This is a genomic window from Serratia sp. BIGb0234 (assembly GCF_024809915.1).
Taxonomy (GTDB): Bacteria; Pseudomonadota; Gammaproteobacteria; order Enterobacterales; family Enterobacteriaceae; genus Serratia; species Serratia liquefaciens.
The window spans coordinates 121725-147423 of record NZ_JANUEI010000002.1; the positions used below are offsets into that span (position 1 = coordinate 121725).

27 protein-coding genes and 2 tRNA genes are annotated in these 25699 nt (G+C 53.5%); 16 read left to right on the plus strand and 13 right to left on the minus strand.

The window, feature by feature from the left end; all coding sequences use genetic code 11:
- Window positions 1–24 precede the first annotated feature (24 nt).
- From purU to M2407_RS07575, 6 genes are all read left to right on the plus strand, one after another.
- On the plus strand, window positions 25–873 hold the full coding sequence (gene purU / locus M2407_RS07550; protein ID WP_020827197.1) for a formyltetrahydrofolate deformylase: 849 nt from the start codon (window positions 25–27) through the stop codon (window positions 871–873).
- Between the two features lie 158 nt (window positions 874–1031).
- Window positions 1032–1116, plus strand: a tRNA-Tyr gene (locus M2407_RS07555).
- A gap of 96 nt (window positions 1117–1212) precedes the next feature.
- Window positions 1213–1297, plus strand: a tRNA-Tyr gene (locus tag M2407_RS07560).
- 151 nt (window positions 1298–1448) lie between these two features.
- The gene (locus tag M2407_RS07565) at window positions 1449–2021 is read left to right on the plus strand and encodes a TIGR00730 family Rossman fold protein (RefSeq protein WP_020827198.1); all 573 of its coding nucleotides are present in this window, start codon (window positions 1449–1451) and stop codon (window positions 2019–2021) included.
- 102 nt (window positions 2022–2123) lie between these two features.
- Complete coding sequence (gene xthA, locus M2407_RS07570; RefSeq protein ID WP_020827199.1) at window positions 2124–2930, plus strand: exodeoxyribonuclease III; 807 nt, start codon at window positions 2124–2126, stop codon at window positions 2928–2930.
- A gap of 45 nt (window positions 2931–2975) precedes the next feature.
- Complete coding sequence (locus M2407_RS07575; RefSeq protein WP_046373373.1) at window positions 2976–3377, plus strand: pyrimidine (deoxy)nucleoside triphosphate diphosphatase; 402 nt, start codon at window positions 2976–2978, stop codon at window positions 3375–3377.
- 18 nt (window positions 3378–3395) lie between these two features.
- Here M2407_RS07575 and M2407_RS07580 read toward each other — a convergent pair whose 3' ends face one another.
- The 5 genes from M2407_RS07580 to M2407_RS07600 all read right to left on the minus strand — a co-directional run bounded on the left by M2407_RS07580 (window position 3396) and on the right by M2407_RS07600 (window position 8484).
- Entirely contained in the window at window positions 3396–3689 is a 294-nt protein-coding gene (locus tag M2407_RS07580; RefSeq protein WP_128864690.1) for a DUF1496 domain-containing protein, read from the minus strand.
- The gene (locus M2407_RS07585; protein ID WP_020827202.1) at window positions 3686–5611 is read right to left on the minus strand and encodes a DNA topoisomerase III; all 1926 of its coding nucleotides are present in this window, start codon (window positions 5609–5611) and stop codon (window positions 3686–3688) included. The genes M2407_RS07580 and M2407_RS07585 overlap by 4 nt, the downstream gene beginning before the upstream one ends.
- Window positions 5611–6729, minus strand: coding sequence for a tRNA 2-selenouridine(34) synthase MnmH (gene mnmH / locus M2407_RS07590; RefSeq protein WP_259217490.1), 1119 nt, complete (start codon window positions 6727–6729; stop codon window positions 5611–5613). Before mnmH ends, M2407_RS07585 begins: the two co-directional genes overlap by 1 nt.
- A complete protein-coding gene (gene selD / locus M2407_RS07595; RefSeq protein WP_201896322.1) occupies window positions 6729–7772 on the minus strand; it encodes a selenide, water dikinase SelD in 1044 nt (347 codons plus the stop codon). Before selD ends, mnmH begins: the two co-directional genes overlap by 1 nt.
- A gap of 160 nt (window positions 7773–7932) precedes the next feature.
- Window positions 7933–8484 (minus strand): NAD(P)H nitroreductase, encoded by a 552-nt coding sequence (locus M2407_RS07600; RefSeq protein WP_020827205.1) that lies wholly within the window; start codon window positions 8482–8484, stop codon window positions 7933–7935.
- Between the two features lie 160 nt (window positions 8485–8644).
- On the opposite strand from M2407_RS07600, the gene sppA reads away from it, so the two are divergent.
- The 4 genes from sppA (at window position 8645) to M2407_RS07620 (ending at window position 13780) form a co-directional block, all read left to right on the plus strand.
- Entirely contained in the window at window positions 8645–10501 is a 1857-nt protein-coding gene (gene sppA, locus M2407_RS07605) for a signal peptide peptidase SppA (protein WP_259217494.1), read from the plus strand.
- Window positions 10502–10594: 93 nt separating this feature from the next.
- A complete protein-coding gene (gene ansA, locus M2407_RS07610) occupies window positions 10595–11611 on the plus strand; it encodes an asparaginase (RefSeq protein WP_041415430.1) in 1017 nt (338 codons plus the stop codon).
- A 24-nt stretch (window positions 11612–11635) separates the two neighbouring features.
- Window positions 11636–12268, plus strand: a complete 633-nt coding sequence (gene pncA / locus M2407_RS07615) for a bifunctional nicotinamidase/pyrazinamidase (RefSeq protein WP_259217496.1) — start codon at window positions 11636–11638, stop codon at window positions 12266–12268.
- A gap of 231 nt (window positions 12269–12499) precedes the next feature.
- A complete protein-coding gene (locus M2407_RS07620; RefSeq protein ID WP_259217497.1) occupies window positions 12500–13780 on the plus strand; it encodes a glycoside hydrolase family 18 protein in 1281 nt (426 codons plus the stop codon).
- A gap of 38 nt (window positions 13781–13818) precedes the next feature.
- Here M2407_RS07620 and M2407_RS07625 read toward each other — a convergent pair whose 3' ends face one another.
- Together M2407_RS07625 and msrB are read right to left on the minus strand one after the other, a co-directional pair.
- A complete protein-coding gene (locus tag M2407_RS07625) occupies window positions 13819–14091 on the minus strand; it encodes a YeaC family protein (protein ID WP_020827210.1) in 273 nt (90 codons plus the stop codon).
- A 65-nt stretch (window positions 14092–14156) separates the two neighbouring features.
- Window positions 14157–14570: a peptide-methionine (R)-S-oxide reductase MsrB gene (msrB, locus tag M2407_RS07630; protein WP_020827211.1), complete on the minus strand. Its 414-nt coding sequence runs from the start codon at window positions 14568–14570 to the stop codon at window positions 14157–14159.
- A 348-nt stretch (window positions 14571–14918) separates the two neighbouring features.
- Between msrB and gapA the strand changes: the two genes are divergently transcribed.
- Window positions 14919–15914 carry a glyceraldehyde-3-phosphate dehydrogenase gene (gapA, locus tag M2407_RS07635; protein WP_012145453.1) on the plus strand — a complete coding sequence of 332 codons (996 nt, stop codon included), beginning with the start codon at window positions 14919–14921 and terminating at the stop codon, window positions 15912–15914.
- 80 nt (window positions 15915–15994) lie between these two features.
- The gene (locus tag M2407_RS07640; RefSeq protein ID WP_020827212.1) at window positions 15995–16870 is read left to right on the plus strand and encodes a D-hexose-6-phosphate mutarotase; all 876 of its coding nucleotides are present in this window, start codon (window positions 15995–15997) and stop codon (window positions 16868–16870) included.
- Window positions 16871–16985: 115 nt separating this feature from the next.
- Here M2407_RS07640 and M2407_RS07645 read toward each other — a convergent pair whose 3' ends face one another.
- The gene (locus M2407_RS07645) at window positions 16986–17750 is read right to left on the minus strand and encodes a MipA/OmpV family protein (protein WP_020827213.1); all 765 of its coding nucleotides are present in this window, start codon (window positions 17748–17750) and stop codon (window positions 16986–16988) included.
- Window positions 17751–17858: 108 nt separating this feature from the next.
- Window positions 17859–18098: a hypothetical protein gene (locus tag M2407_RS07650; protein WP_128864695.1), complete on the minus strand. Its 240-nt coding sequence runs from the start codon at window positions 18096–18098 to the stop codon at window positions 17859–17861.
- A gap of 82 nt (window positions 18099–18180) precedes the next feature.
- Between M2407_RS07650 and yeaG the strand changes: the two genes are divergently transcribed.
- Together yeaG and M2407_RS07660 are read left to right on the plus strand one after the other, a co-directional pair.
- Window positions 18181–20115 carry a protein kinase YeaG gene (gene yeaG / locus M2407_RS07655; RefSeq protein ID WP_020827214.1) on the plus strand — a complete coding sequence of 645 codons (1935 nt, stop codon included), beginning with the start codon at window positions 18181–18183 and terminating at the stop codon, window positions 20113–20115.
- Window positions 20116–20304: 189 nt separating this feature from the next.
- Entirely contained in the window at window positions 20305–21573 is a 1269-nt protein-coding gene (locus M2407_RS07660; protein ID WP_020827215.1) for a YeaH/YhbH family protein, read from the plus strand.
- 30 nt (window positions 21574–21603) lie between these two features.
- On the opposite strand, the gene M2407_RS07665 is transcribed toward M2407_RS07660, so the two are convergent.
- Window positions 21604–22083: a GNAT family N-acetyltransferase gene (locus M2407_RS07665; RefSeq protein WP_259217505.1), complete on the minus strand. Its 480-nt coding sequence runs from the start codon at window positions 22081–22083 to the stop codon at window positions 21604–21606.
- 614 nt (window positions 22084–22697) lie between these two features.
- Between M2407_RS07665 and M2407_RS07670 the strand changes: the two genes are divergently transcribed.
- Window positions 22698–23270: a type 1 glutamine amidotransferase family protein gene (locus M2407_RS07670; protein ID WP_128864696.1), complete on the plus strand. Its 573-nt coding sequence runs from the start codon at window positions 22698–22700 to the stop codon at window positions 23268–23270.
- Between the two features lie 99 nt (window positions 23271–23369).
- Here the strand turns inward: M2407_RS07670 and M2407_RS07675 are convergent, their stop codons facing one another.
- The 3 genes from M2407_RS07675 to M2407_RS07685 form a co-directional block, all read right to left on the minus strand.
- Complete coding sequence (locus M2407_RS07675) at window positions 23370–24059, minus strand: alpha/beta hydrolase (protein WP_201896318.1); 690 nt, start codon at window positions 24057–24059, stop codon at window positions 23370–23372.
- A gap of 152 nt (window positions 24060–24211) precedes the next feature.
- Window positions 24212–24769 (minus strand): GNAT family N-acetyltransferase, encoded by a 558-nt coding sequence (locus M2407_RS07680; RefSeq protein WP_128864698.1) that lies wholly within the window; start codon window positions 24767–24769, stop codon window positions 24212–24214.
- A gap of 328 nt (window positions 24770–25097) precedes the next feature.
- Entirely contained in the window at window positions 25098–25256 is a 159-nt protein-coding gene (locus tag M2407_RS07685) for a YqaE/Pmp3 family membrane protein (protein WP_020827220.1), read from the minus strand.
- Window positions 25257–25479: 223 nt separating this feature from the next.
- Between M2407_RS07685 and M2407_RS07690 the strand changes: the two genes are divergently transcribed.
- Entirely contained in the window at window positions 25480–25656 is a 177-nt protein-coding gene (locus M2407_RS07690) for a GhoT/OrtT family toxin (RefSeq protein WP_020827221.1), read from the plus strand.
- Window positions 25657–25699: the final 43 nt, after the last annotated feature.

Genomic DNA, 25699 nt, shown 5'->3' on the forward strand with positions numbered 1-25699 from the left:
GTATCAGACAGGATCCTCATCCCCATGCCACACCAAAATGTACAAAGAAAAGTTTTGCGCACCATTTGCCCGGATGCCAAAGGCCTGATCGCCAAGATCACCAATATTTGCTATAAGCATGAGCTCAACATTGTTCAGAACAACGAGTTCGTCGATCACCGTACCGGTCGCTTCTTTATGCGTACCGAGTTGGAAGGCATTTTCAACGACACCACGTTGCTGGCGGATCTCGACAGCGCGCTGCCGGCAGGCTCGGTTCGTGAACTGCATAACTCCGGCCGCCGCCGCATTGTCGTGCTGGTGACCAAAGAAGCACATTGCCTGGGCGACCTGCTGATGAAAAGCGCCTACGGTGGCCTGGACGTGGAGATCGCGGCGGTTATCGGCAACCACGATACGCTGCAAACGCTGGTAGAACGTTTCGACATCCCATTCCATCTGGTCAGTCATGAAGGCCTGACTCGCGATCAGCACGATCAGAAAATGATGGCCCAGATCGACCAATACCAACCGGACTACGTGGTACTGGCCAAATATATGCGCGTATTGACGCCAGCATTCGTACAGCACTACCCGAACCAGGTGATCAATATTCACCACTCCTTCCTGCCGGCCTTTATCGGCGCAAGGCCTTATCATCAGGCTTACGAGCGCGGCGTAAAAATCATCGGCGCCACGGCGCACTACGTTAACGATAATCTGGATGAAGGCCCGATCATCATGCAGGACGTGATCCACGTCGATCACACCTACTCTGCCGAAGATATGATGCGCGCCGGACGTGACGTTGAGAAAAACGCGCTTAGCCGTGCGCTTTATCACGTGTTGGCGCAGCGCGTATTTGTATACGGCAACCGGACGGTTATTCTGTAATTGCTCAATAAAGCGGTGCCTTTCGTTCAGGGATGCACCGCCAAGGGTAAAAAATCGGCAAACGATTCATTTTCTGCATTTCAATACTTTACACGCGCGCTTCATTTGATATGATGCGCCCCGCTTACCGAGACAGACGTTTCGCAAGCAAGGCCAGTGGTGGGGTTCCCGAGCGGCCAAAGGGAGCAGACTGTAAATCTGCCGTCACAGACTTCGAAGGTTCGAATCCTTCCCCCACCACCATCTTCTCTCTGCCAAGAGCGAAGACGCAGTAAGGAAACCGGCCAGGTTTCTTCCGGATAAAACCGGAACTACAATTTGTAAAGCCATGAATACCATGGTGGGGTTCCCGAGCGGCCAAAGGGAGCAGACTGTAAATCTGCCGTCACAGACTTCGAAGGTTCGAATCCTTCCCCCACCACCATCCTTGTATGCTCCCCTGAATCAAATCAATCCTTGGCAATCCGATATCTCATTTATCAATTCCCTTAACCCTTCAGCACATCCTCAACTTGAACTCCGGCCAACAATTCGCTATACCACTGGCTTCTTTAATGCAGTAAGGAAAAAAGTGCATGCGTAACAATATCTGCGTTTTTTGCGGAGCAAGCGAAGGTGTTAACCCTGCATATGCCGAAAATGCACGGCAACTGGGCCAAACTCTCGCGGCCCAGGGTCGACGTTTAATCTACGGTGGCGGTAAAAAAGGGCTAATGGGCATTGTCGCGGATGCCGTGTTAGCCGCCGGTGGCGAAGCCGTTGGCATCATTCCTGAGCGATTGGTCGAAGCAGAAACCGCGCATCGTGGCCTGACCGAGCTGGAAGTGGTCCCTGACATGCATACCCGCAAAGCACGTATGGCGGCGCTGGCAGACGGTTTTATCGCCCTGCCTGGCGGCATAGGAACGCTGGAAGAACTGTTTGAAATCTGGACCTGGGGCCAGATTGGCTATCACAGCAAACCGGTGGGCCTGCTCGACGTGAACGGTTTCTACCGCCCGCTAAACAATTTCCTGCAGCACGTGGCCGATCAGGGCTTTATGCGCCATGACTACCTCGGCACCATGCACATCAGCGAATCCGCACAAACCTTGCTGCAACAATTCGACGACTATCAGCCCAAAAATTACGACCGCTGGGCGAAATAATCCGGCTTGCCAGCGGCGGCCATTGCCGCTGGCCCGCGTTACATTTCCGGCCAAACTCTGCTACTATCTCAACACATTTTTCTCGCATAAACGGCACCGCTCATGAAGTTTGTCTCTTTTAATATCAATGGACTGCGCGCGCGTCCGCACCAACTGGCCGCAATTATCGAGCAGCACCAACCCGACGTGATCGGTCTGCAAGAAACCAAAGTTCACGATGATATGTTTCCATTGGAAGACGTCAGCCAGTACGGCTATCACGTGTTCTATCACGGACAAAAAGGCCATTACGGCGTAGCACTGCTAACCAAAGAAAAGCCGCTGGCCGTGCGTCGCGGTTTCCCTACCGATGAGGAAGACGCACAACGTCGCATCATCATGGCCGACCTGGCTACGCCGCAGGGCACTTTGACGGTGATCAACGGCTACTTCCCACAGGGTGAAAGCCGTGACCACCCGATCAAATTTCCTGCCAAAACGCGCTTCTATCAGGATCTGCAAAACTACCTTGAGCAGCAGATGTCGGTAGACTCACCGGTACTGGTGATGGGCGACGTCAATATCAGCCCAAGCGATTATGATATCGGTATCGGTGAAGAGAACCGCAAGCGCTGGTTGCGCACCGGTAAATGCTCTTTCCTGCCGGAAGAACGTGAATGGATGGATCGCCTGCTGAACTGGGGCCTGGTGGATACCTATCGCCACGCCAACCCAGAACGCAACGATCAGTTCTCTTGGTTCGACTACCGTTCGCGCGGCTTTGATGAAAACCGCGGCCTGCGCATTGATCTGCTGTTAGCCAGCACGCCACTGGCCGCGCGTTGTATCGCCACCGGCATCGATTATGATATCCGCGGGATGGAAAAACCTTCGGATCACGCGCCGGTTTGGGCGGAGTTCTCGCTGTAATTAACCCAACCCCGGCCCCGGCCGGGGTTTCTCTCTGTGGTAAAGATGAAAATTATCGATGTCGTCGCCGCCATTATCGAAAAGAATGGCAAAATTTTACTGGCGCAACGCGATGCCGACAGCGATCAAGCCGGCCTGTGGGAGTTCCCCGGCGGAAAAGTTGAAGTGGGCGAAAGTCAGCCTCAAGCCCTGGCGCGTGAACTGGACGAAGAGTTGGGGATTGTGGCCAGCGTCGGCAATTACGTCGCCAGTAATACGTGGCAGCAAACTGAGCGGGTGATTAGGTTACATGCGTGGCGTGTCGAGGCATTCAGTGGCGAATTACAGAACCGCTGCCATGCCGACTTTGTTTGGATCACGCCGGAGCAGGCGTTTGACTATCCGCTGGCTCCGGCCGACGTACCGCTGCTGACGGCGTATATTGCCAGTTTAACCTCAAAAGCCTGAGCCGTTGACGTTACCGCGTCACTTCTTCAGACGGATCCAGATCAGCGGATTGGTTCCCACCACGTTGGGATCGCGCACGCACTGCAGCACTTCCCCTTCCACCTTCAGTACCGCCCCTTCAGAATAGTTTTGGTCCTGATAAATACAGCAGCGGCTGCAAGGTTGCACGACAGGTTGAGCCACCGCGCTTTTCGCCGCACCCCAAATTTCCGGTGACACCGGCACCACCACGTCCACATCGCCACGGTTGGCCATGACTGCCGACGAAAATAGCAGTGCGCCAGTGGTCAGCATCAGTAAGGCGTAATTCATTCGCTCTTCTCCCGCGCCTTGCCGGCGCTTTTCTTGCGTTTTTTTGCCCCGGAGGAAGGTGGCGGCGGCAACCCGCGAAACGCCATACTCGCCCGGCTCTGCTTGGCCTGATAAATCAGCTCCTGCAAAGTCCCCACCAGAGGTTGCATAAAGTCCTGATAGCGACAGGATTTCTCACTGATTTGCGTCAGCGTAGCCTCCCAGTTCGCCGTCATATCCGGACGGGCTGCAATATCCGGCAGCGAATGGATCAACGCCCGACCGGTTTCGCTGGAATGAATATAACGCCCTTTCTTATACAAAAACGCCCGCTTGAACAGCAACTCAATAATGCCTGCGCGCGTGGCCTCGGTCCCTAAACCATCGGTCGCTCGCAGGATTTTCTTTAGCGCTTTATCCTGAACAAAACGTGCAATACCGGTCATGGCGGAAAGCAGACTGGCATCGGTGAACGGACGCGGCGGCTGCGTCTGACGCTCAACCACTTCACCGCGTTCGCACAGCAGTTCGTCATCCTTCGCCACAACCGGTAATGGTGCGCCTTCGTTTTCTTCATCGCGCTCTTTGCTGCCCAATAGCGTGCGCCACCCTGCTTCAGCCAGAAAGCGTGCCTTGGCGATAAACTTGCCTCCGGCGATATCCAGCTCAATGACGCATTTGCGGAACATCGCATCCGGGCAAAACTGCATCAGGTACTGTCGGGCAACCAGCCCATAAACGTTCAGTTCGTCCTGACTCAGGCTGACTTTGCTGGCACGGGCTGTCGGAATAATAGCGTGGTGGGCATCCACCTTCTTGTCATCCCAGCAACGGTTACGACGATCGCTGTCGATCACCGGCTGCGGATAAAGATCCGGTTGATGAACACTGATGGCGTTCAACACCGAATGACGCCCGGCGAAATGCTCTTCCGGAAGGTAGCGGCAATCAGAACGCGGGTAAGTGATTAACTTATGGGTTTCGTACAGGCGCTGACAGACATCCAGCACCTGCTGGGCACTCAAGTTAAAACGTTTGGAAGCTTCGATTTGCAAGGTCGACAATGAAAACGGCAGCGGAGCGGTATCTGATTCCCGTTTATCATTATAGGAGGTGACTAGCGCCGGTTGGCCCTCGATGCGCTTAAGCACGTGCTCCGCCAAAGGTCGATGCAGCAGACGCCCTTCCTCATCCTGATAGGGTTCGCAGGAGTCGCTGGGTTGCCACAGGGCGACGAATCGCTCCTCTTTCGGCGTCACGATGTGCGCTTTTACTTCGAAAAAGTCTTTCGACACGAAGTTTTCGATATCTTCGTCCCGCCGTACCACCAGCCCCAATACTGGCGTTTGCACCCGCCCAACGGACAACACGCCGTCATAACCGGCATTGCGCCCCAAAATGGTGTAGGCACGGGTCATGTTGATGCCATACAACCAATCAGCGCGGGAACGCGCCAGGGCAGATACACACAAAGGGATAAAATCGCGGTTATCACGCAGCCGCTCTATGGCACGTTCCACCGCCTGCGGGTTGAGATCGTTGATCAGGCAACGGCGTACGCTGTGCCGTTTTTCCGGCGTCAGCGCCAGATAGTCGAGCACTTCGTCCACCAGCAGTTGGCCTTCGCGATCCGGGTCACCTGCGTGCACCACCTCATCGGCTTCATGCAACAGTTTTTTGATCGCATTAAGCTGCTTGCTCACCGACGGGCGCGGCTGCAACTGCCACTTCTCTGGGATGATTGGCAAGTCCGCCAGCGACCAGCGCGCATAGCGGCTGTCGTAAGCATCAGGCTGCGCCTGCTCTAATAAGTGGCCCACACACCAGGTCACCACATCATTGTTACCGCAGGCGATAAATCCGTCGCCGCGGCGATGCGGTTTGGGAAGTACGTCGGCAATGGCGCGCGCCAAACTCGGTTTCTCGGCAATAAACAGTCGCATTATTCACCGTTATTCTGGCTATACGTCATCAGGAATTCTCTTACTTCAGCATAATTCCCGCGGAATACGATCCGCTGGGATTTCTTTTCCAATTGATAGTGATACATCGGATCATAGTAGTGCTGCAACAACGGCACCAGCCACTCCTGATGCGCGTCACTATTACCGCTGACATAGTGGCGCTGTAACGCCGATTCCAGGCTCTTCGTCAGCTGCTGAAAACGCTCCAGACCCAAACGACGGCGAATGGCGAACAGCCCATGGTGCAGATACTCATCGTATTTTTGCCAACCCGGCTCCGCCCCCAGAGCCTGTTCAAACTCCAGGCGCATGCGATCGATATATTCATGCTGCAGCCGTGCCAGACGCACCTCGAACGGATCGTCGATAACGGCCACCGGCGCTTGCTGCATGCGGTTGAAGATGGGTAACGGCAGATTGTTGCTGCCGATAATGCGCCCTTCATCCTCCAACACCCAGCGGCGGCAGCCACCATGCTGTTTTTTCAGCAATAACACAGCCAGACGATTCTCAAAATCAATCTGGCCGCTTTGTGCCACCAGCGTTCGGCCAAAAGCTGAACCGCGATGCCGGGCCGCGCCCTCCAGATCGATACCTTCGGCCAGCTCATTGACCAACACCGTTTTGCCGCTGCCGGTATTGCCGCCGATCAGCACCATCGGCAGTTCGGCACTTTGTTCCAACGTGGTCAGCAAGAACTGACGCAGCGCCTTGTAGCCGCCAATAATGCGCGGATAGGTCACTCCAGCCTCACGTAGCCATTGCTGTACCAGTTGCGAACGCAAACCGCCGCGAAAACAGTAGAGGTAACCTTCTGGCCATTGCGCGCATTGCGCCAGCCACGCCGCCGTGCGCTGCTCGCGCAATCGGCCGTTAACCAGGCTGTGGCCCAGGGCAATCGCCGCCTGCTGACCCTGCTGTTTGTAACAGGTGCCAACAGCCTGCCGTTCATCGTCGTTCATCAACGGCAGGTTTACCGCATTGGCAAAAGCGCCCTGCTGAAACTCAACCGGCGCGCGCACGTCAATCAGCGGGATGTCCTGCAAAAAAATACGTCGATAATCCTGGGTATCTACCCGCTCCAGCGTAGTAGACACTACACAACCTCGATCAGCGGCTTGCCCGCAACGGCCGTATGCAGTTCACCGATGGCCTGTAGCTGAATGCCGTGACGTTCGGCAATCGCCTGAACCTGCTGTTCCGCTTCCGGCAACACAGCCAGCAGCAAGCCACCGGAGGTTTGCGGATCGCATAACAATTGCCGCTGCAGGCTGGTCATTTCACCCACCAGATGGCCGTAACTTTCAAAGTTGCGCCCGGTGCCGCCCGGCACGCAGCCTTCGTCAATATAGCGCTCGATGTCCGGCAGTTTTGGCACTTGCTCAAACCAGACCGTCGCCTGCAATCCTGACCCCTGGCAAACCTCACTCAGGTGGCCCAGCAGACCGAAACCGGTCACGTCGGTCATCGCCGTTACGCCTTCGACATCGGCAAAATCCGCGCCCGGTTTGTTCAGTTGGCACATGACCTCGGTCGCCAGACCTTCATGTTCAGGCCGCAGCTTACTTTTCTTCTCGGCGGTGGTCAGCACGCCAATGCCCAGAGGTTTGGTCAGGAATAACCGCGCTCCGGCCCGGGCCGCGCTGTTTTTCTTCACCCGCTCGGTGCTGACGATGCCGGTAACCGCCAGGCCAAAAATAGGCTCAGGCGCATCGATAGAATGGCCGCCTGCCAACGCGATCCCCGCCTGTTGGCAGGCATAGCGCCCACCGTCGATCACCTGTTGCGCGACTTCCGGCGGCAGCTTGGCTATCGGCCAACCCAGAATGGCAATCGCCATGATCGGTTTACCGCCCATGGCATAAACGTCGCTGATGGCATTGGTTGCCGCGATGCGGCCGAAGTCGAACGGGTTATCAACGATAGGCATAAAGAAATCGGTAGTGCTGATAATGCCAACGCCGTTGCCGATGTCATACACCGCAGCATCGTCACGGGTTTCATTGCCCACCAGCAAACGCGGATCGACAAACTTCTCCCGCTCGCTGTGCAGAATAGTTTCGAGAACTTTCGGTGAGATTTTACAACCGCAGCCTGCGCCATGGCTGTACTGGGTTAAACGGATCGCTGGCGATGTCATATACCACTCCCTTCGGTTAACGGCATTCAAGATATCATAGGGTAGCGCTTGCCGAGGGGAATGGTAAGAGCGGGCTGTCGATAACCGAACAGCCTGCTCAGAAACAACACAGAATGGCGGGATTTAACGCATTTTTGCGGCAACCCTGCGCCGGAGTTTATTAGAAGTAGCTGACGAACGGCGTGCTGTCCGGTGCGACAACTTTGGTTGCGGCTTTCAACTGAGGAGTCCCCAAATACAGGAAGCCAACAATTTCGTCCTGCTCACGGCAGCCAAAGGCTTCGCGAACCAGAGGATGTTCGGTCCAGGCCCCGGTACGCCAGATGCCGTTGAAACCTTGCGCCAGCGCGGCCATCTGCATCGCCTGTACCGCACAACCGGCAGAAACTACCTGCTCCCAGCGCGGCACCTTGGTTTCTTCGGTGCAATGCGCCACTACGGTGATGATCAGCGGTGCACGGAACGGCGCTTTTGTCGCCTTCTCAATAGCCGCTTCGTCCATTTCGTCCTGCTTTGCAGCAGCTTGTAACAATTGGCTGAAGCGCTCCAGGCCCTGGTTTTCAATCATCACGAAACGCCATGGCTGCAATGCGCCGTGGTCAGGTGCCCGCAGGCCCGCGTTGATGATATTTTGACGAGCCTCATTGGTGGGCGCAGGCTCGGCGAGGCGTGAGGCCGAACGGCGGTTCAGTAAAAGATCCAGTGCATCCATCGTAAACTCCTGATAACAATTTTCATTACGATCACGTTAACATAGCTAAACGGCGAGTGACAGCGTCGGTAATACCCTCTGTGACACACGATTTAAAGCTGACATTTCCTCGGCCGCTCATTAGGATAGCGGAACATTCTCGACTCTTGCTGGAGAGCACATGCGCACATTGTGGCAAATCATTGCCGGCGTTTTCAGGTGGACATGGCGTCTGCTGAACTTTATCAGGGAACTGATCCTTAATCTGTTCCTGGTGTTGCTGATCCTGGTTGGGGTTGGCATCTATCTTTCATTCCAGAGCGCAACCACCCCTGCCGTGCCTACTCGCGGTGCGTTACTGGTGGACTTGAGCGGCGTGGTCGTTGACCAACCTTCGATGAACAACAAAGTGCGCCAATGGGGCCGTGAACTGCTGGGTGCGTCCAGTAACCGTCTGCAGGAAAACTCCCTGTTTGACGTGGTTGACAGCATCCGCAAAGCCAAGGACGACAAAAACATTACCGGCATGGTATTGCAGTTAAATGATTTTGCCGGCGCCGATCAGCCTTCGCTGCAATATATGGGCAAGGCGCTGCGGGAATTCCGCGACAGCGGGAAACCGATTTTCGCCATTGGCGACAGCTATAACCAGACGCAATACTATCTGGCCAGCTACGCCAACAAGGTTTATCTGTCGCCACAGGGCGCCGTCGATCTGCACGGTTTCGCCACCAACAATCTTTACTACAAATCCCTGTTGGAGAAACTCAAGGTCACCACCAATATCTTCCGCGTGGGTACCTATAAATCTGCGGTAGAACCGCTGATCCGTGACGATATGTCACCGGCCGCCCGTGAGGCCGACAGCCGCTGGATTGGCGGGCTGTGGCAGAACTACCTGGATACGGTAGCCGCCAACCGTCAGATCACCGCGCAGCAACTGTTCCCCGGTGCGGCGGGCGTGTTGACCGGCTTACAGGCCGCCGGTGGCGATACCGCCAAGTACGCGCTGGACAATAAACTGGTTGACGAGCTGGCTTCCCGCACCGTCATTGAGAACCAACTGATCAAGACTTTCGGTTGGGACAAGCAGGCGAACGATTTCAACGCCACCAGCATCTATGACTATCAGCCAAAAGCGGCGCCAGATCAGGGAGGCAAAATTGCCGTGATCTTCGCCAACGGCGCGATCATGGACGGCCCGCAGACGCCAGGCACCGTTGGGGGTGACACCACCGCCGCGGAACTGCGTCAGGCACGACTGGATCCGGCGATCAAAGCGGTTATCTTCCGGGTTAACAGCCCAGGGGGCAGCGTCAGCGCTTCTGAAGTGATCCGCTCCGAACTGGCCGCAGTACGCACCGCCGGAAAACCAGTGGTGGTTTCCATGGGCGGTATGGCGGCATCGGGCGGTTATTGGGTCTCTACCCCGGCGGACTACATCATCGCCAGCCCGAGCACCCTCACCGGCTCTATCGGCATCTTCGGGGTGATCAACACCTATGAGCAGACGCTGGACAGCATTGGCGTGCATACCGACGGTGTGGCCACCTCGCCGCTGGCGGATCTGGCGGTGACCAAGGCGCTGCCACCAGAGTTCTCGCAGATGATGCAGTTGAACATCGAGAAAGGTTATCAAAACTTTATCGATCTGGTCGCCAAGGCCCGCAAAATGACGCCCCAGCAGGTTGACCAAATTGCTCAGGGGCACGTGTGGTTGGGCAGCGATGCCAAAACCAACGGTCTGGTCGATCAGTTGGGCGATTTTGACGACGCGGTGAAAAAAGCGGCCGAACTGGCGCAGTTGAAACAATGGCAGCTTAACTGGTTTGTCGATACGCCAAGCCTGACCGATATGGTACTCAGCCAGTTTGGCGTGTCTATTCACGCCATGCTGCCGGCAGCCATTCAGTCAATGCTGCCTGCGCCGCTGGCGTCGGTAGCCATGGCGGTGAAAGAACAGCCGGGTTTGTTCAACAACCTGAACGATCCGCAAAACCGCTATGCCATCTGTTTGACCTGCGGAGAAGTCCGCTAACAAATTAATCCTCAGCCCGGCACCCGCCGGGCTTTTTTTCTGCGCTTATCCCCCTATAATTCAGCCCATCATATTTCTGTTAAAACAATGACCATGCAAAAGAAATCGATTTACGTCGCTTATACCGGCGGTACCATCGGCATGCAACGCTCCGATCACGGCTACATCCCGGTGTCCGGTCACCTGCAGCGCCAACTGGCCTTGATGCCTGAGTTTCACCGGCCGGAGATGCCGGACTTCACCATTCATGAATATGCGCCGCTGATCGATTCCTCCGATATGACGCCGGAAGACTGGCAGCATATCGCCGACGACATCAAAAAGAATTACCACCTCTATGATGGCTTCGTGATCCTGCACGGTACCGACACCATGGCCTTCACCGCTTCGGCGCTGTCGTTCATGCTGGAAAACCTGGCCAAGCCGGTGATCGTCACCGGTTCGCAAATCCCTCTGGCTGAACTGCGTTCCGACGGTCAAACCAACCTGCTGAACGCGCTGTACCTGGCCGCCAACCATCCGGTGAATGAAGTCAGTCTGTTCTTCAACAACAAACTGTTCCGCGGCAACCGTACCACCAAGGCGCACGCTGACGGTTTCGACGCCTTTGCCTCGCCTAACCTGCCGCCACTGCTGGAAGCAGGGATCCATATCCGTCGCCAGAACGGTATCGACAGCCCGGTCTGCAACGGTGAGCTGAAAGTGCATGACATTACCCCGCAGCCGATCGGTGTGGTGACGATTTACCCAGGGATCTCCGGCGCGGTAGTCCGCAACTTTTTGCTGCAACCGGTGAAAGCCTTGATCCTGCGCTCTTACGGCGTGGGCAACGCACCGCAAAAAGCGGAGCTGGTTGATGAATTGCGCGACGCTTCCGAACGCGGCATTGTGGTCGTGAACCTGACCCAGTGCATCTCCGGTCGGGTGAATATGGAAGGCTACGCCACCGGTAACGCGCTGGCCCATGCGGGGGTCATCAGCGGTTTCGACATGACGGTGGAAGCCGCCTTGACCAAGCTGCATTATTTGCTGAGCCAACCGCTGACGCCGGAGCAAATCCGCAGCCAGATGCAGCAAGACTTGCGCGGTGAACTAAGCATCAGTGGTTAACCCTAACCCCAAGACGGAGTCGCGATGAAAACAGCCCTGCTGCTAATCGATTTGCAAAACGATTTTTGCCCCGGCGGCGCACTGGCGGTGACAGACGGCGATGCCGTGATCGCCGTAGCCAATCGGGCAATAGAGGCCTGCAACGCGCGGGGCGAACCTGTGGTCGCCAGCCAGGACTGGCATCCTGCCAATCACCGTAGCTTTGCGGTAAACGCCAACGCACAGGTGGGTACGCTGGGTGAACTGGAGGGGTTGCCGCAGGTGTGGTGGCCGGTGCACTGCGTACAGGAAAGCCCAGGTGCCGAGCTTCATCCGCAATTAAACCAACGGGATATCGTCGCCGTATTCCGTAAAGGTCAAAATACGGATATCGACAGCTACAGCGCCTTCTTCGACAACGGGCATCGCTCACGCACCGAGTTGGACCGCTGGTTGAAAGCTCATGACGTGAGTCATTTGGCCGTGATGGGGCTGGCAACCGACTACTGCGTCAAATTCAGCGTCCTGGATGCTCTCGCGCTGGGGTACCAGACCTCGGTAATTACCGACGGCTGTCGCGGCGTTAATTTGCAACCTGGTGACAGTCAGGAAGCCCTTCAGGCCATGCAGCAGGCTGGTGCAAAACTCGTTACCCTGTCACAATTCATCGAACGATAATGCGTCGGGTGCTGATGGCACCCGCCCATTCCCCCACCGACAAATCTCGACATCGCTCACATTCCGACCATTCTCCTGTGATGACATCTTGTTCGCGTGCAGCACATTTGCTGTTATGACCGCTGATGCCTTGGCATCAATCAGTTATACGCATCCGGGGCCCATTGAGCCCGGCTTTATGTTACCGCCTGAGGCGGTTTCGGGTCGGCCTTGCCGACCAAAGGAGATAACATGGTTTTCATCCGTAAACTGCTGCCTTTGCTGGTGGCGGTGCAGTTTGGTATGGCTGGTGCCGGCATGGCGCATGCCGCCTCTTACCTTTCCGTCGGTTATTTCAACGGCGGGGGTGACGTTACCGCCGGTCCAGGCGGTGACATCAACAAGCTGGACGTCACGCAAATTACCCACCTCAATTACTCCTTCGGCCTGATCTACAACGATGAGAAAGACGAATCCAATCCGGCGCTAAAAGACCCGGCTCGCCTGCACCAGATTTATCTGTCACCTAAAGTGATGGCCGATCTGAAGCTGCTGCCGGTATTGCGTAAACAGAATCCGGAGTTGAAAGTGCTGCTGTCCGTCGGCGGTTGGGGTGCTCGCGGTTTTTCTGGTGCGGCGGCAACGCCAGAGAGCCGGACCGTATTTATCCGTTCGGTGCTGGACGTCATCAAGCAGTACCAACTGGACGGCATCGATCTCGACTGGGAGTACCCGGTTAACGGCGCCTGGGGGCTGGTCGAAAGCCAACCGGCGGACCGGGCCAACTTCACAGTGCTGCTGAAAGAACTGCATAGCGCCCTGAATAAAAATAAATTGCTGACCATCGCCGTGGGTGCCAACGTCAAAAGTCCGCAGGAATGGGTGGACGTCAAAGGTATTGCGCCCTACCTCGATTACATCAACCTGATGACCTACGACATGGCGTACGGCACTCAGTATTTCAACTCCAATCTGTATGATTCCAAACAGTGGCCGACCGTCGCGGCGGCCGATCGCTACAGCGCCAATTTTGTCGTGGATAACTATTTGGCCGCTGGACTTAAACCGACGCAGTTAAATCTGGGCATCGGTTTTTATGGTCGGGTACCCAAACGCGCCACTGAGCCCGGCATCGACTGGGACAAAGCCGACGCAGAGAAAAACCCTGTCACCCAACCCTATTTCACCGCGCGTGAAACCGCCGTCTTCAAATCACTGGGGTTGGACCTGACCAAAGACAGCTACTTCAAATATAACGATATCGTCAGCAAGCTGTTAAACGATCCACAGCGGCGCTTCAGCGCCCATTGGGACAGCGATGCCCAGGTACCCTATCTGACGATGAAATCCGCCGAGGGCAAACCTTTATTCGCCATTTCGTACGAGAACCCGCGCTCGGTTGAGCTGAAGGCTGACTACATCAAAAGTAAGGGATTGGGGGGCGCGATGTTCTGGGAATATGGCGCAGACGACAATAACCGGCTCGCGCATCAACTGGCGGAATCGCTGGGGATCAACGGCGGGAAAGGCTAAACCCACGGGGCGATGTCACTATCGCCCCGTTATTCGATTTACTGCGGTTTCAGCTTAGCCAAGGGTTCAGCGATAAACTGCTGTTTCAGCTCTTGCTTGCTCTTCATCACAATCTGGCCGTCGGTGCCGATACTCATGTGTTGCGGATCGGCATTGTGCAACGACTGCCACAGCATGACCGCCTGCAGGCTGTTTTCTTTCTGTTCCGGAGTCAGGGCTACGCCATCCGGCCACTTGCCCAGCTCAACGGCCAATACCAGCCGTTGATAGATTTCCGGCGTCATGGCGGCAATCAGGTCTTTCACATCCATCAGGGCCTTTCCTTACTCATGCAAGAATAATTAGCTGAATCGATTTTTCTAACAGCGTACTAGCTCTAGCCAGCCGTTTTCTCACCGTTCTCACCGTCGGTAAAACTGAGCGACGCCGAGTTAACGCAAAAACGCTCGCCGGTCGGCTGCGGGCCGTCGGGGAATACGTGGCCCAAATGCGCGTCACAGTGACCACAGCGGATCTCAACGCGATGCATATTATGTGAATTATCATCAAGATAACGAATCGCATCGTCAGATACCGGCTGATAGAAGCTCGGCCAACCGCAGCCGGAGTCGTACTTGCTGTCTGAGTAGAACAGCGGGTGGTTGCAGCACAGGCAATGGTACACGCCCTCGCGTTTGTTGTGCAGCAATTTGCCGGAATACGGCGCCTCGGTACCACGTTCCTGAGTCACATAACGTTGGATTTCATTCAGTTCCGTGGCCGGATGGTCAGGGGTTGTCTCTTTAGCCATTTGTGCGTTTCTCTGAATGTGGATAATGTCAACGAAAACAATGAGTAATAATAACAAAAAATTAACAACACTGCAGCGCTTTTTGGCCTAAACTGTAGCCCATAAAGGTCACGTCGCGGCAATATGTGATACCGATCACATATCTTATATGGACTGACTTTATACTTGGCGGTTTGACCCCATATTACGGATGAGGCCGAACGCAAACGGAACGTGCAATAAGCGCTCAAACCAGGCTGCGAGGTTTGATTTACAGCAAGTATTGACACGATTCCGCTTGACGCTTGGTAAGGTTTTTGTAATTTTACAGGCAACCTTTTATTCACTAACAAATAGCTGGTGGAATATATGACTATCAAAGTAGGTATCAACGGTTTTGGCCGTATCGGTCGCATTGTTTTTCGTGCTGCTCAAGAACGTTCTGACATCGAAATCGTTGCAATCAACGACCTGTTAGACGCAGAGTACATGGCTTACATGCTGAAATATGACTCTACTCACGGCCGCTTCAACGGCACTGTAGAAGTTAAAGACGGCCACCTGGTTGTTAACGGCAAAACCATCCGTTGTACCTCAGAAAGAGATCCGGCTAACCTGAAGTGGAACGAAGTCAATGTTGACGTCGTTGCAGAAGCAACTGGCCTGTTCCTGACTGACGAAACTGCACGTAAACACATCGCTGCAGGCGCTAAGAAAGTTGTTCTGACTGGCCCATCCAAAGACGACACCCCAATGTTCGTTATGGGTGTGAACCACAAATCTTACGCTGGTCAGGAAATCGTTTCTAACGCTTCTTGTACCACCAACTGCCTGGCACCACTGGCTAAAGTTATCAACGACAAGTTCGGCATCGTTGAAGCGCTGATGACCACCGTGCATGCAACTACCGCAACTCAGAAAACCGTTGATGGCCCGTCTCACAAAGACTGGCGCGGCGGCCGCGGCGCATCTCAGAACATCATCCCTTCTTCTACCGGTGCTGCTAAAGCAGTAGGTAAAGTTATCCCAGAACTGAACGGCAAACTGACCGGTATGGCGTTCCGCGTTCCTACCCCGAACGTTTCTGTGGTTGACCTGACTGCTCGTCTGGCAAAACCAGCTTCTTACAAAGAAATCTGTGCTGCTATCAAAGCTGCATCTGAAGGCGAGCTGAAAGGCGTGCTGGGCTACACCGAAGACGAAGTGGTTTCTACCGATTTCAACGGCGAAACTCTGACTTCCGTATTCGATGCCAAAGCCGGTATCGCTCTGAGCGACACCTTCGTGAAACTGGTTTCTTGGTACGATAACGAAACTGGTTACTCCAACAAGGTTCTGGATCTGATCGCTCACATCTCCAAATAATGGATTGATGCCAAGCTGATGATGAGGGCGACATTTTTGTCGCCCTTTTTTTGTTTCTACGGCGAACAAAAGGCCAACCGATGAACGAAAAAATTTTCACCCTACCCGTTACTCAGCAAATTTCTCCTTATATCAGCCAACGGCAACTCGACGAACTGCCCGTGGTGGTGGTTTCCCACCCGAAAGTGCGTGCGGCTATCACGCTGCAAGGCGCGCATCTATTGGCCTGGCAACCCAGCGGTGAAAAGCCGGTCATTTGGCTGAGCAACAACACGCCATTTAAAAAAGGCAATGCTATCCGCGGCGGCGTCCCCATTTGCTGGCCCTGGTTTGGTCCGGTGGCAAAACCTTCACACGGTTTCGCCCGCAATCAGCCCTGGAGTCTGACGGCGCATGATGAAGATGACAACGGCGTCATTCTGACCTTCACGCTGAAAGATAATGAGCAAACCCGTAGCCTGTGGCCACACGCCTTTACGCTGATTGCCCGCTTCAAGCTAGGCGAAGAGTGTGAGATAGAGCTGGAGTCTCACGGTGATTATCAGGCCACTGCGGCGCTGCATAGCTACTTCCAGATCGGGGACATTGAACAGGTTAAGGTAGCCGGGCTCGGCGTGCCTTATATCGATAAAGTCGCTGGGGGCGCAGAGGCCAAACAGACCGGTGACGTGACCTTCGTCGGCCAGACCGATCGGGTTTATACCCAGCCGGAGGCCTTTAGCCTGATCAAAGATGCGGCGCTCCAACGCACCATTGAGGTTCATCACCATCACATGAGCGATGTGATTGCCTGGAACCCTGGCGTAGAGCTTTCTTGCAGCATGGCGGACATGCCTAACGACGGGTATAAAACCATGGTTTGCGTGGAAACCGGCCGCGTCAGCAAACCGCTGATCGCCGCAGGGGAACAACCGGCACGGCTGGCAGTGACCTTCCGCACCCGCAAGAACGCGTGATCGCAGCGGGGCGGTGAAAACGCCTGCCCTGCATCATTGCACTACAGATGTGCAAAAGGGGCGCCAGCGCCCCTTTATGATGCCTGCATTGCACTTTTTTTTGTGCATTCGCTTTTTAGAAGCTGTAGCTCACACCCGTCATTAACACCCCGGTGTAAGATTTATCCACCATCGGGCTGTCTTTCACTTCATCAGACAGTTTGATGTAACGCCCCATAAAGAAGGCATTCCAGTCTTTGTTGATCTTGTAGTTGGCGCTCAGCTCAACGTAAGGTGCCCAGCTGTCGCTTGGCGTGTAGCTGTCCAGACCGCTGCGGCGAGATTCGTTATCGCTAACGCCGTAGTAGTATTTGTTCTGGTTTTTGCTGCTCCACGTCACACCCACACCCGGCACCAAGGTGAAGGCGTCCAGCTCAAACTTGTACAGATAGGCGAAGTCACCAATCATGCCGTTGCTGTAATCCAGGGTATCACCGGTAAAGGTGGTACGCAGGATGCCCCAATCAGCATTATGCGTATAAGCCAGACCGGCCATCAACGTGCCGCGACGCTTGTCCAACTTCTTCATGCGATCGTCGTCACTGTCACCCGGACGGTAGCCCAACGGTGAGTAGTAACCCATCAGACTCAGTTGGTTTTCCTGATCTTTCCACAGGTAATAACCGGCGGTCAGGGTACGGAAGTAGAAGTCATCCCCTTCATAGTTGATGACGGGTACCGGATACACGCGGTCCTGATAGCCACGATACGGATCCGGGCTAACCAGCGCGGAAGCACCGAGTGACCAGGTCCCAGCCTGAGCACTTTGCGCACAAACCATTGCGGAAGCGATAATTGCTAGCGTTTTGAGTTGAAAAATCTTCACTGGTTCTTTTTCCATAAATAACAGAGTTAATAGCTGGCTTAGTTTATGTGAAATTGTCGTTACGCGCCTAATCTTTACAATAGAAAACAACCAAGATCGAATAACTTAGAATAGAAATATGAATTAATCATGGCGGAACAGTGACGTTTTTTGCCGCAGGCCGCGCCAGACAAGGCATTTGGCTATCCCTGTCATAACTGAGTCATTGATATGACTTAAAAAAAGCTTTTTACCACGCAGGAAATTTTCTGGTATGCAAACTAAGCTTAAATCAGAAGGTGAATGAATCCTGAGCCCAGTGGCAATACAGCGCAACTCGCGATAATAAGCGCACCAAGTTGGCATACGGGTTGCTGTACTCAAGGATAACTTCTTCTTTCGGGGGCCAAAACACAATCATCAGCTCCCTTTAACCTGTGCTAATAACGAAAGGACGGGCATCGCCATGAACATATTTGACCACTATCGCCAGCGCTACGAAGCTGCCAAGGACGAAGAGTTCACACTGCAGGAATTTCTTACCATCTGCCGGCAAGATCGCAGTGCATATGCCAATGCGGCAGAACGTCTACTCATGGCTATCGGTGAACCAGTTATGGTGGATACCGCGCTTGAGTCGCGTATGTCTCGCCTGTTCTCCAACCGCGTGATCGCACGCTATCCGGCATTCGAAGAGTTCTACGGTATGGAAGAAGCTATCGAACAGATAGTCTCTTACCTGAAACATGCCGCCCAGGGCCTCGAAGAGAAGAAACAAATTCTTTATCTGTTGGGCCCCGTCGGCGGCGGTAAATCATCGCTGGCAGAACGCCTGAAAGCGCTGATGCAACGCGTGCCCATTTATACCCTGAGCGCCAACGGCGAACGCAGCCCGGTAAACGACCACCCGCTGTGCCTGTTCAATCCGCAGGAAGATGCCACTATTCTGGAAAAAGAATATAACATCCCAAATCGTTACCTCGGCACCATCATGTCCCCTTGGGCGGCAAAACGCCTGCATGAATTTGGCGGCGACATCACCAAATTCAAAGTGGTCAAGGTGCGTCCTTCCATCCTGGAACAGATCGCCATCGCCAAAACGGAACCGGGTGACGAGAACAACCAGGATATCTCCGCGCTGGTCGGCAAGGTCGATATTCGCAAGCTGGAAAACCACGCGCAAAACGATCCGGATGCCTATGGTTATTCCGGGGCCCTGTGCCGTGCCAACCAGGGGATTATGGAGTTCGTGGAGATGTTCAAAGCGCCGATCAAGGTGCTGCATCCTCTGCTGACCGCCACCCAGGAAGGTAACTACAACGGTACCGAAGGGATCTCTGCCCTGCCGTTCAGCGGCATTATTCTGGCGCACTCCAACGAATCCGAATGGGTGACCTTCCGTAACAACAAAAACAACGAGGCCTTCCTCGACCGCGTTTACATCGTCAAGGTGCCTTATTGCCTGCGAGTCTCGGAAGAGATCAAAATCTACGACAAACTGCTGGATCACAGCGAACTGACCCATGCGCCGTGCGCCCCTGGCACGCTGGAAACCTTGGCGCGCTTTACCGTGCTCTCACGCATGAAAGAGCCGGAAAACTCCAGCATCTACTCGAAGATGCGCGTCTATGACGGCGAAAGCCTGAAGGATACCGATCCGAAAGCCAAGTCGTACCAGGAATACCGCGACTACGCCGGGGTCGATGAAGGCATGAACGGCCTGTCCACCCGCTTCGCATTTAAAATTCTGTCGCGGGTGTTCAACTTTGATCACGCAGAGGTCGCCGCTAACCCGGTTCACCTGTTCTATGTGTTGGAACAGCAGATCGAACGTGAGCAATTCCCGCAAGATCTGGCAGAGAAATACCTGGAGCACCTGAAAGGCTATCTGATCCCGAAATACGCCGAATTTATCGGCAAAGAGATCCAGACGGCTTATCTGGAATCTTACTCGGAATACGGTCAGAACATTTTTGACCGCTACGTGACCTATGCAGACTTCTGGATCCAGGATCAAGAGTACCGTGATCCGGACACCGGCCAGCTGTTCGATCGCGAGTCCCTGAACGCTGAACTGGAGAAAATCGAGAAACCGGCCGGCATCAGCAACCCGAAAGATTTCCGCAACGAAATAGTCAACTTCGTGCTGCGCGCCCGTGCTAACAATAGTGGCCGTAACCCTAACTGGACCAGCTATGAGAAGCTGCGTACCGTGATCGAGAAGAAAATGTTCTCGAACACCGAAGAGTTACTGCCGGTGATTTCCTTTAACGCAAAAACCTCAACGGATGAGCAGAAAAAACACGACGACTTCGTCGACCGTATGATGGAGAAAGGCTACACCCGCAAACAGGTTCGTCTGCTGTGTGAATGGTATCTGCGGGTCAGAAAGTCTTCGTAACGTCTAATGAGAATTAGCGTCATGGAGATGGCGTATACCCAAAATAATTGGCGTTGCATCAAGGCGGTAAGAGCGCTTATCCCGATGAGCTTACTCTGGTAAGTGATTCGGGTAAGTGACCGCAACCAACACAGAGGCAACGGCAAGTATAACGAGTATAGAAAGTTGGCAACGTCGTTTGGGGGAAGTATGGCCTATTTCATTGACCGACGGCTTAACGGCAAAAACAAGAGCATGGTTAACCGCCAACGCTTCTTGCGCCGCTACAAGTCGCAAATCAAACAGTCGATTGCCGAAGCCATCAACAAGCGTTCGGTCACCGACGTAGACAGTGGGGAGTCCGTCTCGATCCCCGCTGGCGACATCAACGAACCTATGTTTCATCAGGGTCGCGGTGGCACACGCCACCGCGTTCATCCGGGCAATGACCACTTTGTGCAGAATGACCGCGTCGAACGCCCTCAGGGTGGCGGCGGTGGCGGCGGCGGTCAGGGCAATGCCAGCCAGGATGGTGAAGGCGAAGACGAGTTTGTTTTCCAGATATCCAAGGACGAGTATCTCGACCTGCTGTTTGAAGATCTGGCGCTGCCGAACCTGAAAAAGAATCAGTATAAGCAGCTCACCGAGTACAAAACCCATCGGGCCGGTTACACCGCCAACGGCGTGCCGGCCAATATCAGCGTGGTGCGTTCGTTGCAAAACTCGCTGGCGCGCCGCACTGCCATGACCGCAGGAAAACGTCGCGCTTTGCATGAGTTGGAAGACGAACTCACCCAGATGGAAAACACCGAGCCGGTGCAACTGCTGGAAGAGGAACGACTGCGCAAGGAAATTGCCGAACTGAGAAAGAAAATCGAAAGCGTGCCATTTATCGACACCTTTGATTTACGCTATAAGAACTATGAGCGCCGACCGGAGCCTTCCAGCCAGGCGGTGATGTTCTGCCTGATGGACGTGTCCGGCTCCATGGATCAGGCCACCAAGGACATGGCCAAGCGTTTCTATATTCTGCTCTATCTGTTCCTGAGCCGAACCTATAAAAACGTCGAGGTGGTGTATATACGCCACCATACCCAAGCGAAGGAAGTGGATGAGCAGGAGTTCTTCTACTCGCAGGAGACTGGCGGCACCATTGTATCTAGCGCGCTGAAACTGATGAATGAAGTGGTTGAGGAACGTTACGATCCGGCGCAATGGAACATCTACGCCGCGCAGGCGTCGGATGGCGACAACTGGGCCGATGACTCGCCGCTGTGCCACGAACTGCTGGCGAAAAAGCTGCTGCCGATGGTTCGCTACTACAGCTACATTGAAATCACCCGCCGCGCCCACCAGACGCTGTGGCGCGAATACGAGGACCTGCAGGCAAAATTCGAAAACTTTGCCATGCAGCATATCCGCGAACCGGACGATATTTACCCGGTATTCCGCGAACTTTTCCACAAACAGACCGTATAATTACACATAAATTCATTTTAAATCAGCCGGTTAACTCTGTTTTCCGGCTGTTTTTTTAACCGGTAAAAAGAAAACCACTTCAGGATCCTGCTCATCAAGATTATCAATACGGCCACTCTCAATAAATCCGGCCTTCGACAGTAGCTTTATCATCGGTAAATTCGAGCTATTGGTTGAGGTAAAAAGTTTTGGACGCGCACAGATCGATTTAAAATATTCGATAAATTTTAACCCCACCTTTTTACGCCTCATCAGGTTACCAACCATAAGAATTTCTATAAATCCACTGTCGTAAAAGTGATAGTGCAATACGCCGTAAGCCACGACCATGCCCTCCATTTCGGCTACGTGACAGACACCAGCCTCGCACCACTCGCCGATCTGAGCATAGCGACGTGGGTCCTGTGATGCCAAGGTATCAATGTCAATCAATAGGTTAGCATCCGTTACTGTTGCCAGGCGAAAAATCAATTTCGGCTCCCCGTTATTTTTGTGGTTAGTGAGCATCATCCGCTGAGGTAATTCCTAATTACGTTTTTACCCATTGCGCTAATTAGGAATATTCCTATTTAATGAATGGCCAAATTGCCATCTCAGGTGAATGCTATGGAATTACTTCCCTTCGCAATCATCGTCGTTTTGATCGCAGTTGTCGTATTTTCCTTTGTCATGTATTTGCGACAAAGACGAATAAGTACTTTCAACGCCAAGCGGAAACGACGTTAGGACGCCCTCACACAAGGAAGTGGTTCAACAATCCCCTATTAGCCACAGCCTCACCCTATCCCCTCCGGCTGGCTTTATCATCGAACCGATACCCAGCGTTTTTTCTGAGGATATTCTGATACCTGCATCATTACAGATTTTCTGCTTGTCGCTGAAATTCAGGTGCGCTACTGTCGCCATCTGGAGACACACACCATCACATAACCAGAACAACATCCAGTTTGTCGCTATCATCCCTTGATCCCGCCGCTGCGCGGGATTTTTTTATGCGTCCGAAAAGCCAAAAGTATCAAGCCCTGCGTCCTGCTGCCAGAAACTGACAGTGGCTGCCATTACACTTTGCCTTCCTGCAGGAGACACCTCTTGCCCTTGTTCAACACAGAGGGAAATCGCCGCCAATGACGCGCATTGTGACCATTCTTACCGATAATTTCTCTGATTGGGAAACTGCCCTGATCAACTCTACTTGCCGCGGCTATTACGGTTTCGATACTCGTTTTGCCTCCCCCAATGGTGCCCCTGTCATTTCCTCCGGTGGCATGCACGTGACCCCCAATATGGCGCTCGAGGCTATCCAACTGAGCGAGACAGATCTGTTGATCCTATGCGGAGGCACGGTATGGCGAACCGATCAGGCCCCAGATATCGCTGGGATGGTAGCGGAGGCCCACAGCAAAAACATCGTCGTCGCCGCCATTTGCGATGGAACCCGCGTTTTGGCACAGGCGGGCATACTTGATCATCTTCGCCACACCTCCAATTCCGCTGAGAATTTATCGCAGCTTAACTACGGCGGAGCTGAATATTATCAGGATGTGCCCTATGCCGTAGCCGACCAGCGCGTGGTAACCGCCCCCGGTAGCGCACCGGTCAGTTTTATGGCGGAGATCCTGGATATGTTAGGGGTTAGCGATAACAACCTTAAAACCTACCTGGCCATGCACGCCGCTGAACACAGCAAACCAATTTAGTCCCGTTGGTTTCAGCCGAGTCAAACACGGCCCCCGCCCCCACTTTTCAGCATAAAAAAGCCCCGCAAGTTGGACGGGGCTCCATCTAATAGAAATGCCTTATAAGCCGTTGGCAGCTTCATCTATCAAAGCGGCGATTTCTTTCGGATGCGAAGCAAGAGAAGCGTGGCTGGCGTCCAGCGTAATCACCTTTTTGGCCTGCAAACGCGCAGACATTCGCTGCTGGTTTTCGGGGGCTATCATCCGGTCATTGCTGGAGATTTGGTACCAGGAAGGTTTGTGTTTCCACGCCGGCTCAGCGATCGTATTGCCGAAGGTGCTGGCCAACGGCGCCTTTTGCGTTACCGCCATCACCAATGCCTCATCAGCAGGCAGATCCTGACAGAAGCTTTCGTGGAACTTGTCTGTCTTAATCCATAAATAGCCGTCGCTGTCCGGCGCCAGGTTCGGCGCCGCAATTGGCGGATGTTGCTGGGTAATGCCTCCGGGGCTTTCGCCGGCGTCCGGTGCGAAGGCGGCGATATACACCAATCCCACCACGTTGGGTTGATTACCCATTTCACTGAGCACCGCGCCACCATAAGAATGGCCGACCAACAGCACCGGCCCCTGCTGCTGCGCCACCATCTTGCGCGTACGTTCAGCATCGTCTGCCAGCGATGTCAGCGGCATTTCAACCGCGTGAATCGAGTGATATCCCTTGTGCGATAATTCGGTAATGACTTTGCTCCAGTGCGCTGCACCGCCCCAAAATCCATGGACCAGGACTACGGTAGGTTTTGCCTTCATTACAAGATTCCTTCTTTCGCGTGGAGACGCTACACCAAACTTGAGCGTCCGCACTGTTCACTTCCAGCACCCTCTGGCTCAAGCCCAAACGTCTTTATATGCCCCCTTGTATATAGTTCACATCAAGAGTTTCCAGCAATAGCTACGAATAGTTAATCTGTTGCAACATCCTTCCTGGCGAACCATTCTGCCCGGGTTATCTCCCAAATTTCCGTAGTTATGCGGCCTGCTACATAAGCGCTTTCTTGGGTCGCAACCACTCGCATGCCGTTATGCTCGGAAATACGTCGAGACGCCAGGTTATCTTTTGCCTTGGAAACCCGTAGCACCGGCTGCCCCAGTTGATTGAACCAGTAATCAGTCACTGTTTCGCTGGCTTCACTCATCAATCCCTGACGTTGCCATTCCAGTGATAGCCAAAATCCACGATTACTGTTGCCAATCAAATTCAGGTTAATTACACCAATCAAATGCTGCTCATCCTCTCGTCGCCGGATAGACCAAAACCAACCTGTGCCTGCCTCCATCGCGGGTAGCGCGATATTATTGATAAACTCCAACGCAGCGCCTTCAGGGTATGGCCAAGGAATTTGATCTGTCATATGACGCACAATTTCCCACTGTGGAAACAACAGCTGAATATCTTCGGCATCGCCAGGCGTCAGTGGGCGCAATACTAGCCTCCGACTGACTAAAACAGGAATTTCCAAGGAATAAACCTCCTATGCACGCCCAAAGCCTTGATGGCTTACACGCCTCTGACAAGATTAAAACTAGGATTTATACCTATAACGATCTAAAATCCCATGAAAAAACAAAGAGAAGTATTTTCAACAATATCAATAGGGAATTTTTACGTGAAGGAAATGATCTCCATTCTTTTTATCGTAAGCCTGCTGGCGACGCTTTTTTCGTGGTTATTCGTTTATAGCCTCAATATTCATTAACGCCGTGCGAGAATAAAAAAACCCCGGCATGCGCTGATGCCAGGGTTATCAAAGCCACACTATAGCCGTCCAGGTTTTGCAACCACGGTGACTACTGTTTCGTCTGGATCCAGAATGCGTGGATCAGCCCCGGGAAGTAGCCAAACAAGGTGAGGATAATATTGAGGATAAACGCGCCGCCTATACCTTTATCCAGCAGTACGCCCAGCGGTGGCAGGATGATGGTAAATACGATTCTCCAAAAACTCATAATAGCGCCTCATTTTGTTCCATAAGACACCAACATATTATATCTGCTTAACATTTTCAAATCTCACCCAGCAAATCGGTCTTCAACGTGGCATGAAAAATGCGTATAGCCACAGCAATTGTGTTGATACCTGCCTAAATTGAAGAAACAATTAATAAGCATTGATTATGTGGGGTTAAGCCCTTAAAATTTGTAACTTAACAATACAACTGGGTAAGGTTTCATGTCGTCGCTGTGGGTTGCAACACAATACTTTTATTTGATTGGCTTGGTAGTTTCTATGATTTTCACCTACCTGGTCAGCCGGGATACCATAAAAATTCGTTTTCTCAGTGCCTTAACGATTGGTTTAACCTGGCCCCTGAGCCTACCGGTAGTGTTGATGTTCTCCTTGTTCTGACGCTGCAGAAACCACCCCGTCAAACGCTGACGGGGCGATAGCA

Bases quoted from the DNA above. Each gene is read 5' to 3' on its own strand.
- M2407_RS07585 (WP_020827202.1), bottom strand. From the start codon at position 5,611: ATGCGACTGTTTATTGCCGAGAAACCGAGTTTGGCGCGCGCCATTGCC.
- xthA (WP_020827199.1), top strand. From the start codon at position 2,124: ATGAAGTTTGTCTCTTTTAATATCAATGGACTGCGCGCGCGTCCGCAC.
- selD (WP_201896322.1), bottom strand. From the start codon at position 7,772: ATGACATCGCCAGCGATCCGTTTAACCCAGTACAGCCATGGCGCAGGC.
- M2407_RS07665 (WP_259217505.1), bottom strand. From the start codon at position 22,083: ATGATGCTCACTAACCACAAAAATAACGGGGAGCCGAAATTGATTTTT.
- pncA (WP_259217496.1), top strand. From the start codon at position 11,636: ATGAAAACAGCCCTGCTGCTAATCGATTTGCAAAACGATTTTTGCCCC.
- M2407_RS07640 (WP_020827212.1), top strand. From the start codon at position 15,995: ATGAACGAAAAAATTTTCACCCTACCCGTTACTCAGCAAATTTCTCCT.
- M2407_RS07660 (WP_020827215.1), top strand. From the start codon at position 20,305: ATGGCCTATTTCATTGACCGACGGCTTAACGGCAAAAACAAGAGCATG.
- M2407_RS07580 (WP_128864690.1), bottom strand. From the start codon at position 3,689: ATGAATTACGCCTTACTGATGCTGACCACTGGCGCACTGCTATTTTCG.
- M2407_RS07625 (WP_020827210.1), bottom strand. From the start codon at position 14,091: ATGGATGTGAAAGACCTGATTGCCGCCATGACGCCGGAAATCTATCAA.
- M2407_RS07600 (WP_020827205.1), bottom strand. From the start codon at position 8,484: ATGGATGCACTGGATCTTTTACTGAACCGCCGTTCGGCCTCACGCCTC.
- M2407_RS07675 (WP_201896318.1), bottom strand. From the start codon at position 24,059: ATGAAGGCAAAACCTACCGTAGTCCTGGTCCATGGATTTTGGGGCGGT.
- M2407_RS07670 (WP_128864696.1), top strand. From the start codon at position 22,698: ATGACGCGCATTGTGACCATTCTTACCGATAATTTCTCTGATTGGGAA.
- M2407_RS07645 (WP_020827213.1), bottom strand. From the start codon at position 17,750: ATGGAAAAAGAACCAGTGAAGATTTTTCAACTCAAAACGCTAGCAATT.
- yeaG (WP_020827214.1), top strand. From the start codon at position 18,181: ATGAACATATTTGACCACTATCGCCAGCGCTACGAAGCTGCCAAGGAC.
- msrB (WP_020827211.1), bottom strand. From the start codon at position 14,570: ATGGCTAAAGAGACAACCCCTGACCATCCGGCCACGGAACTGAATGAA.
- M2407_RS07685 (WP_020827220.1), bottom strand. From the start codon at position 25,256: ATGAGTTTTTGGAGAATCGTATTTACCATCATCCTGCCACCGCTGGGC.
- ansA (WP_041415430.1), top strand. From the start codon at position 10,595: ATGCAAAAGAAATCGATTTACGTCGCTTATACCGGCGGTACCATCGGC.
- M2407_RS07575 (WP_046373373.1), top strand. From the start codon at position 2,976: ATGAAAATTATCGATGTCGTCGCCGCCATTATCGAAAAGAATGGCAAA.
- gapA (WP_012145453.1), top strand. From the start codon at position 14,919: ATGACTATCAAAGTAGGTATCAACGGTTTTGGCCGTATCGGTCGCATT.
- M2407_RS07620 (WP_259217497.1), top strand. From the start codon at position 12,500: ATGGTTTTCATCCGTAAACTGCTGCCTTTGCTGGTGGCGGTGCAGTTT.
- M2407_RS07565 (WP_020827198.1), top strand. From the start codon at position 1,449: ATGCGTAACAATATCTGCGTTTTTTGCGGAGCAAGCGAAGGTGTTAAC.
- purU (WP_020827197.1), top strand. From the start codon at position 25: ATGCCACACCAAAATGTACAAAGAAAAGTTTTGCGCACCATTTGCCCG.
- M2407_RS07690 (WP_020827221.1), top strand. From the start codon at position 25,480: ATGTCGTCGCTGTGGGTTGCAACACAATACTTTTATTTGATTGGCTTG.
- sppA (WP_259217494.1), top strand. From the start codon at position 8,645: ATGCGCACATTGTGGCAAATCATTGCCGGCGTTTTCAGGTGGACATGG.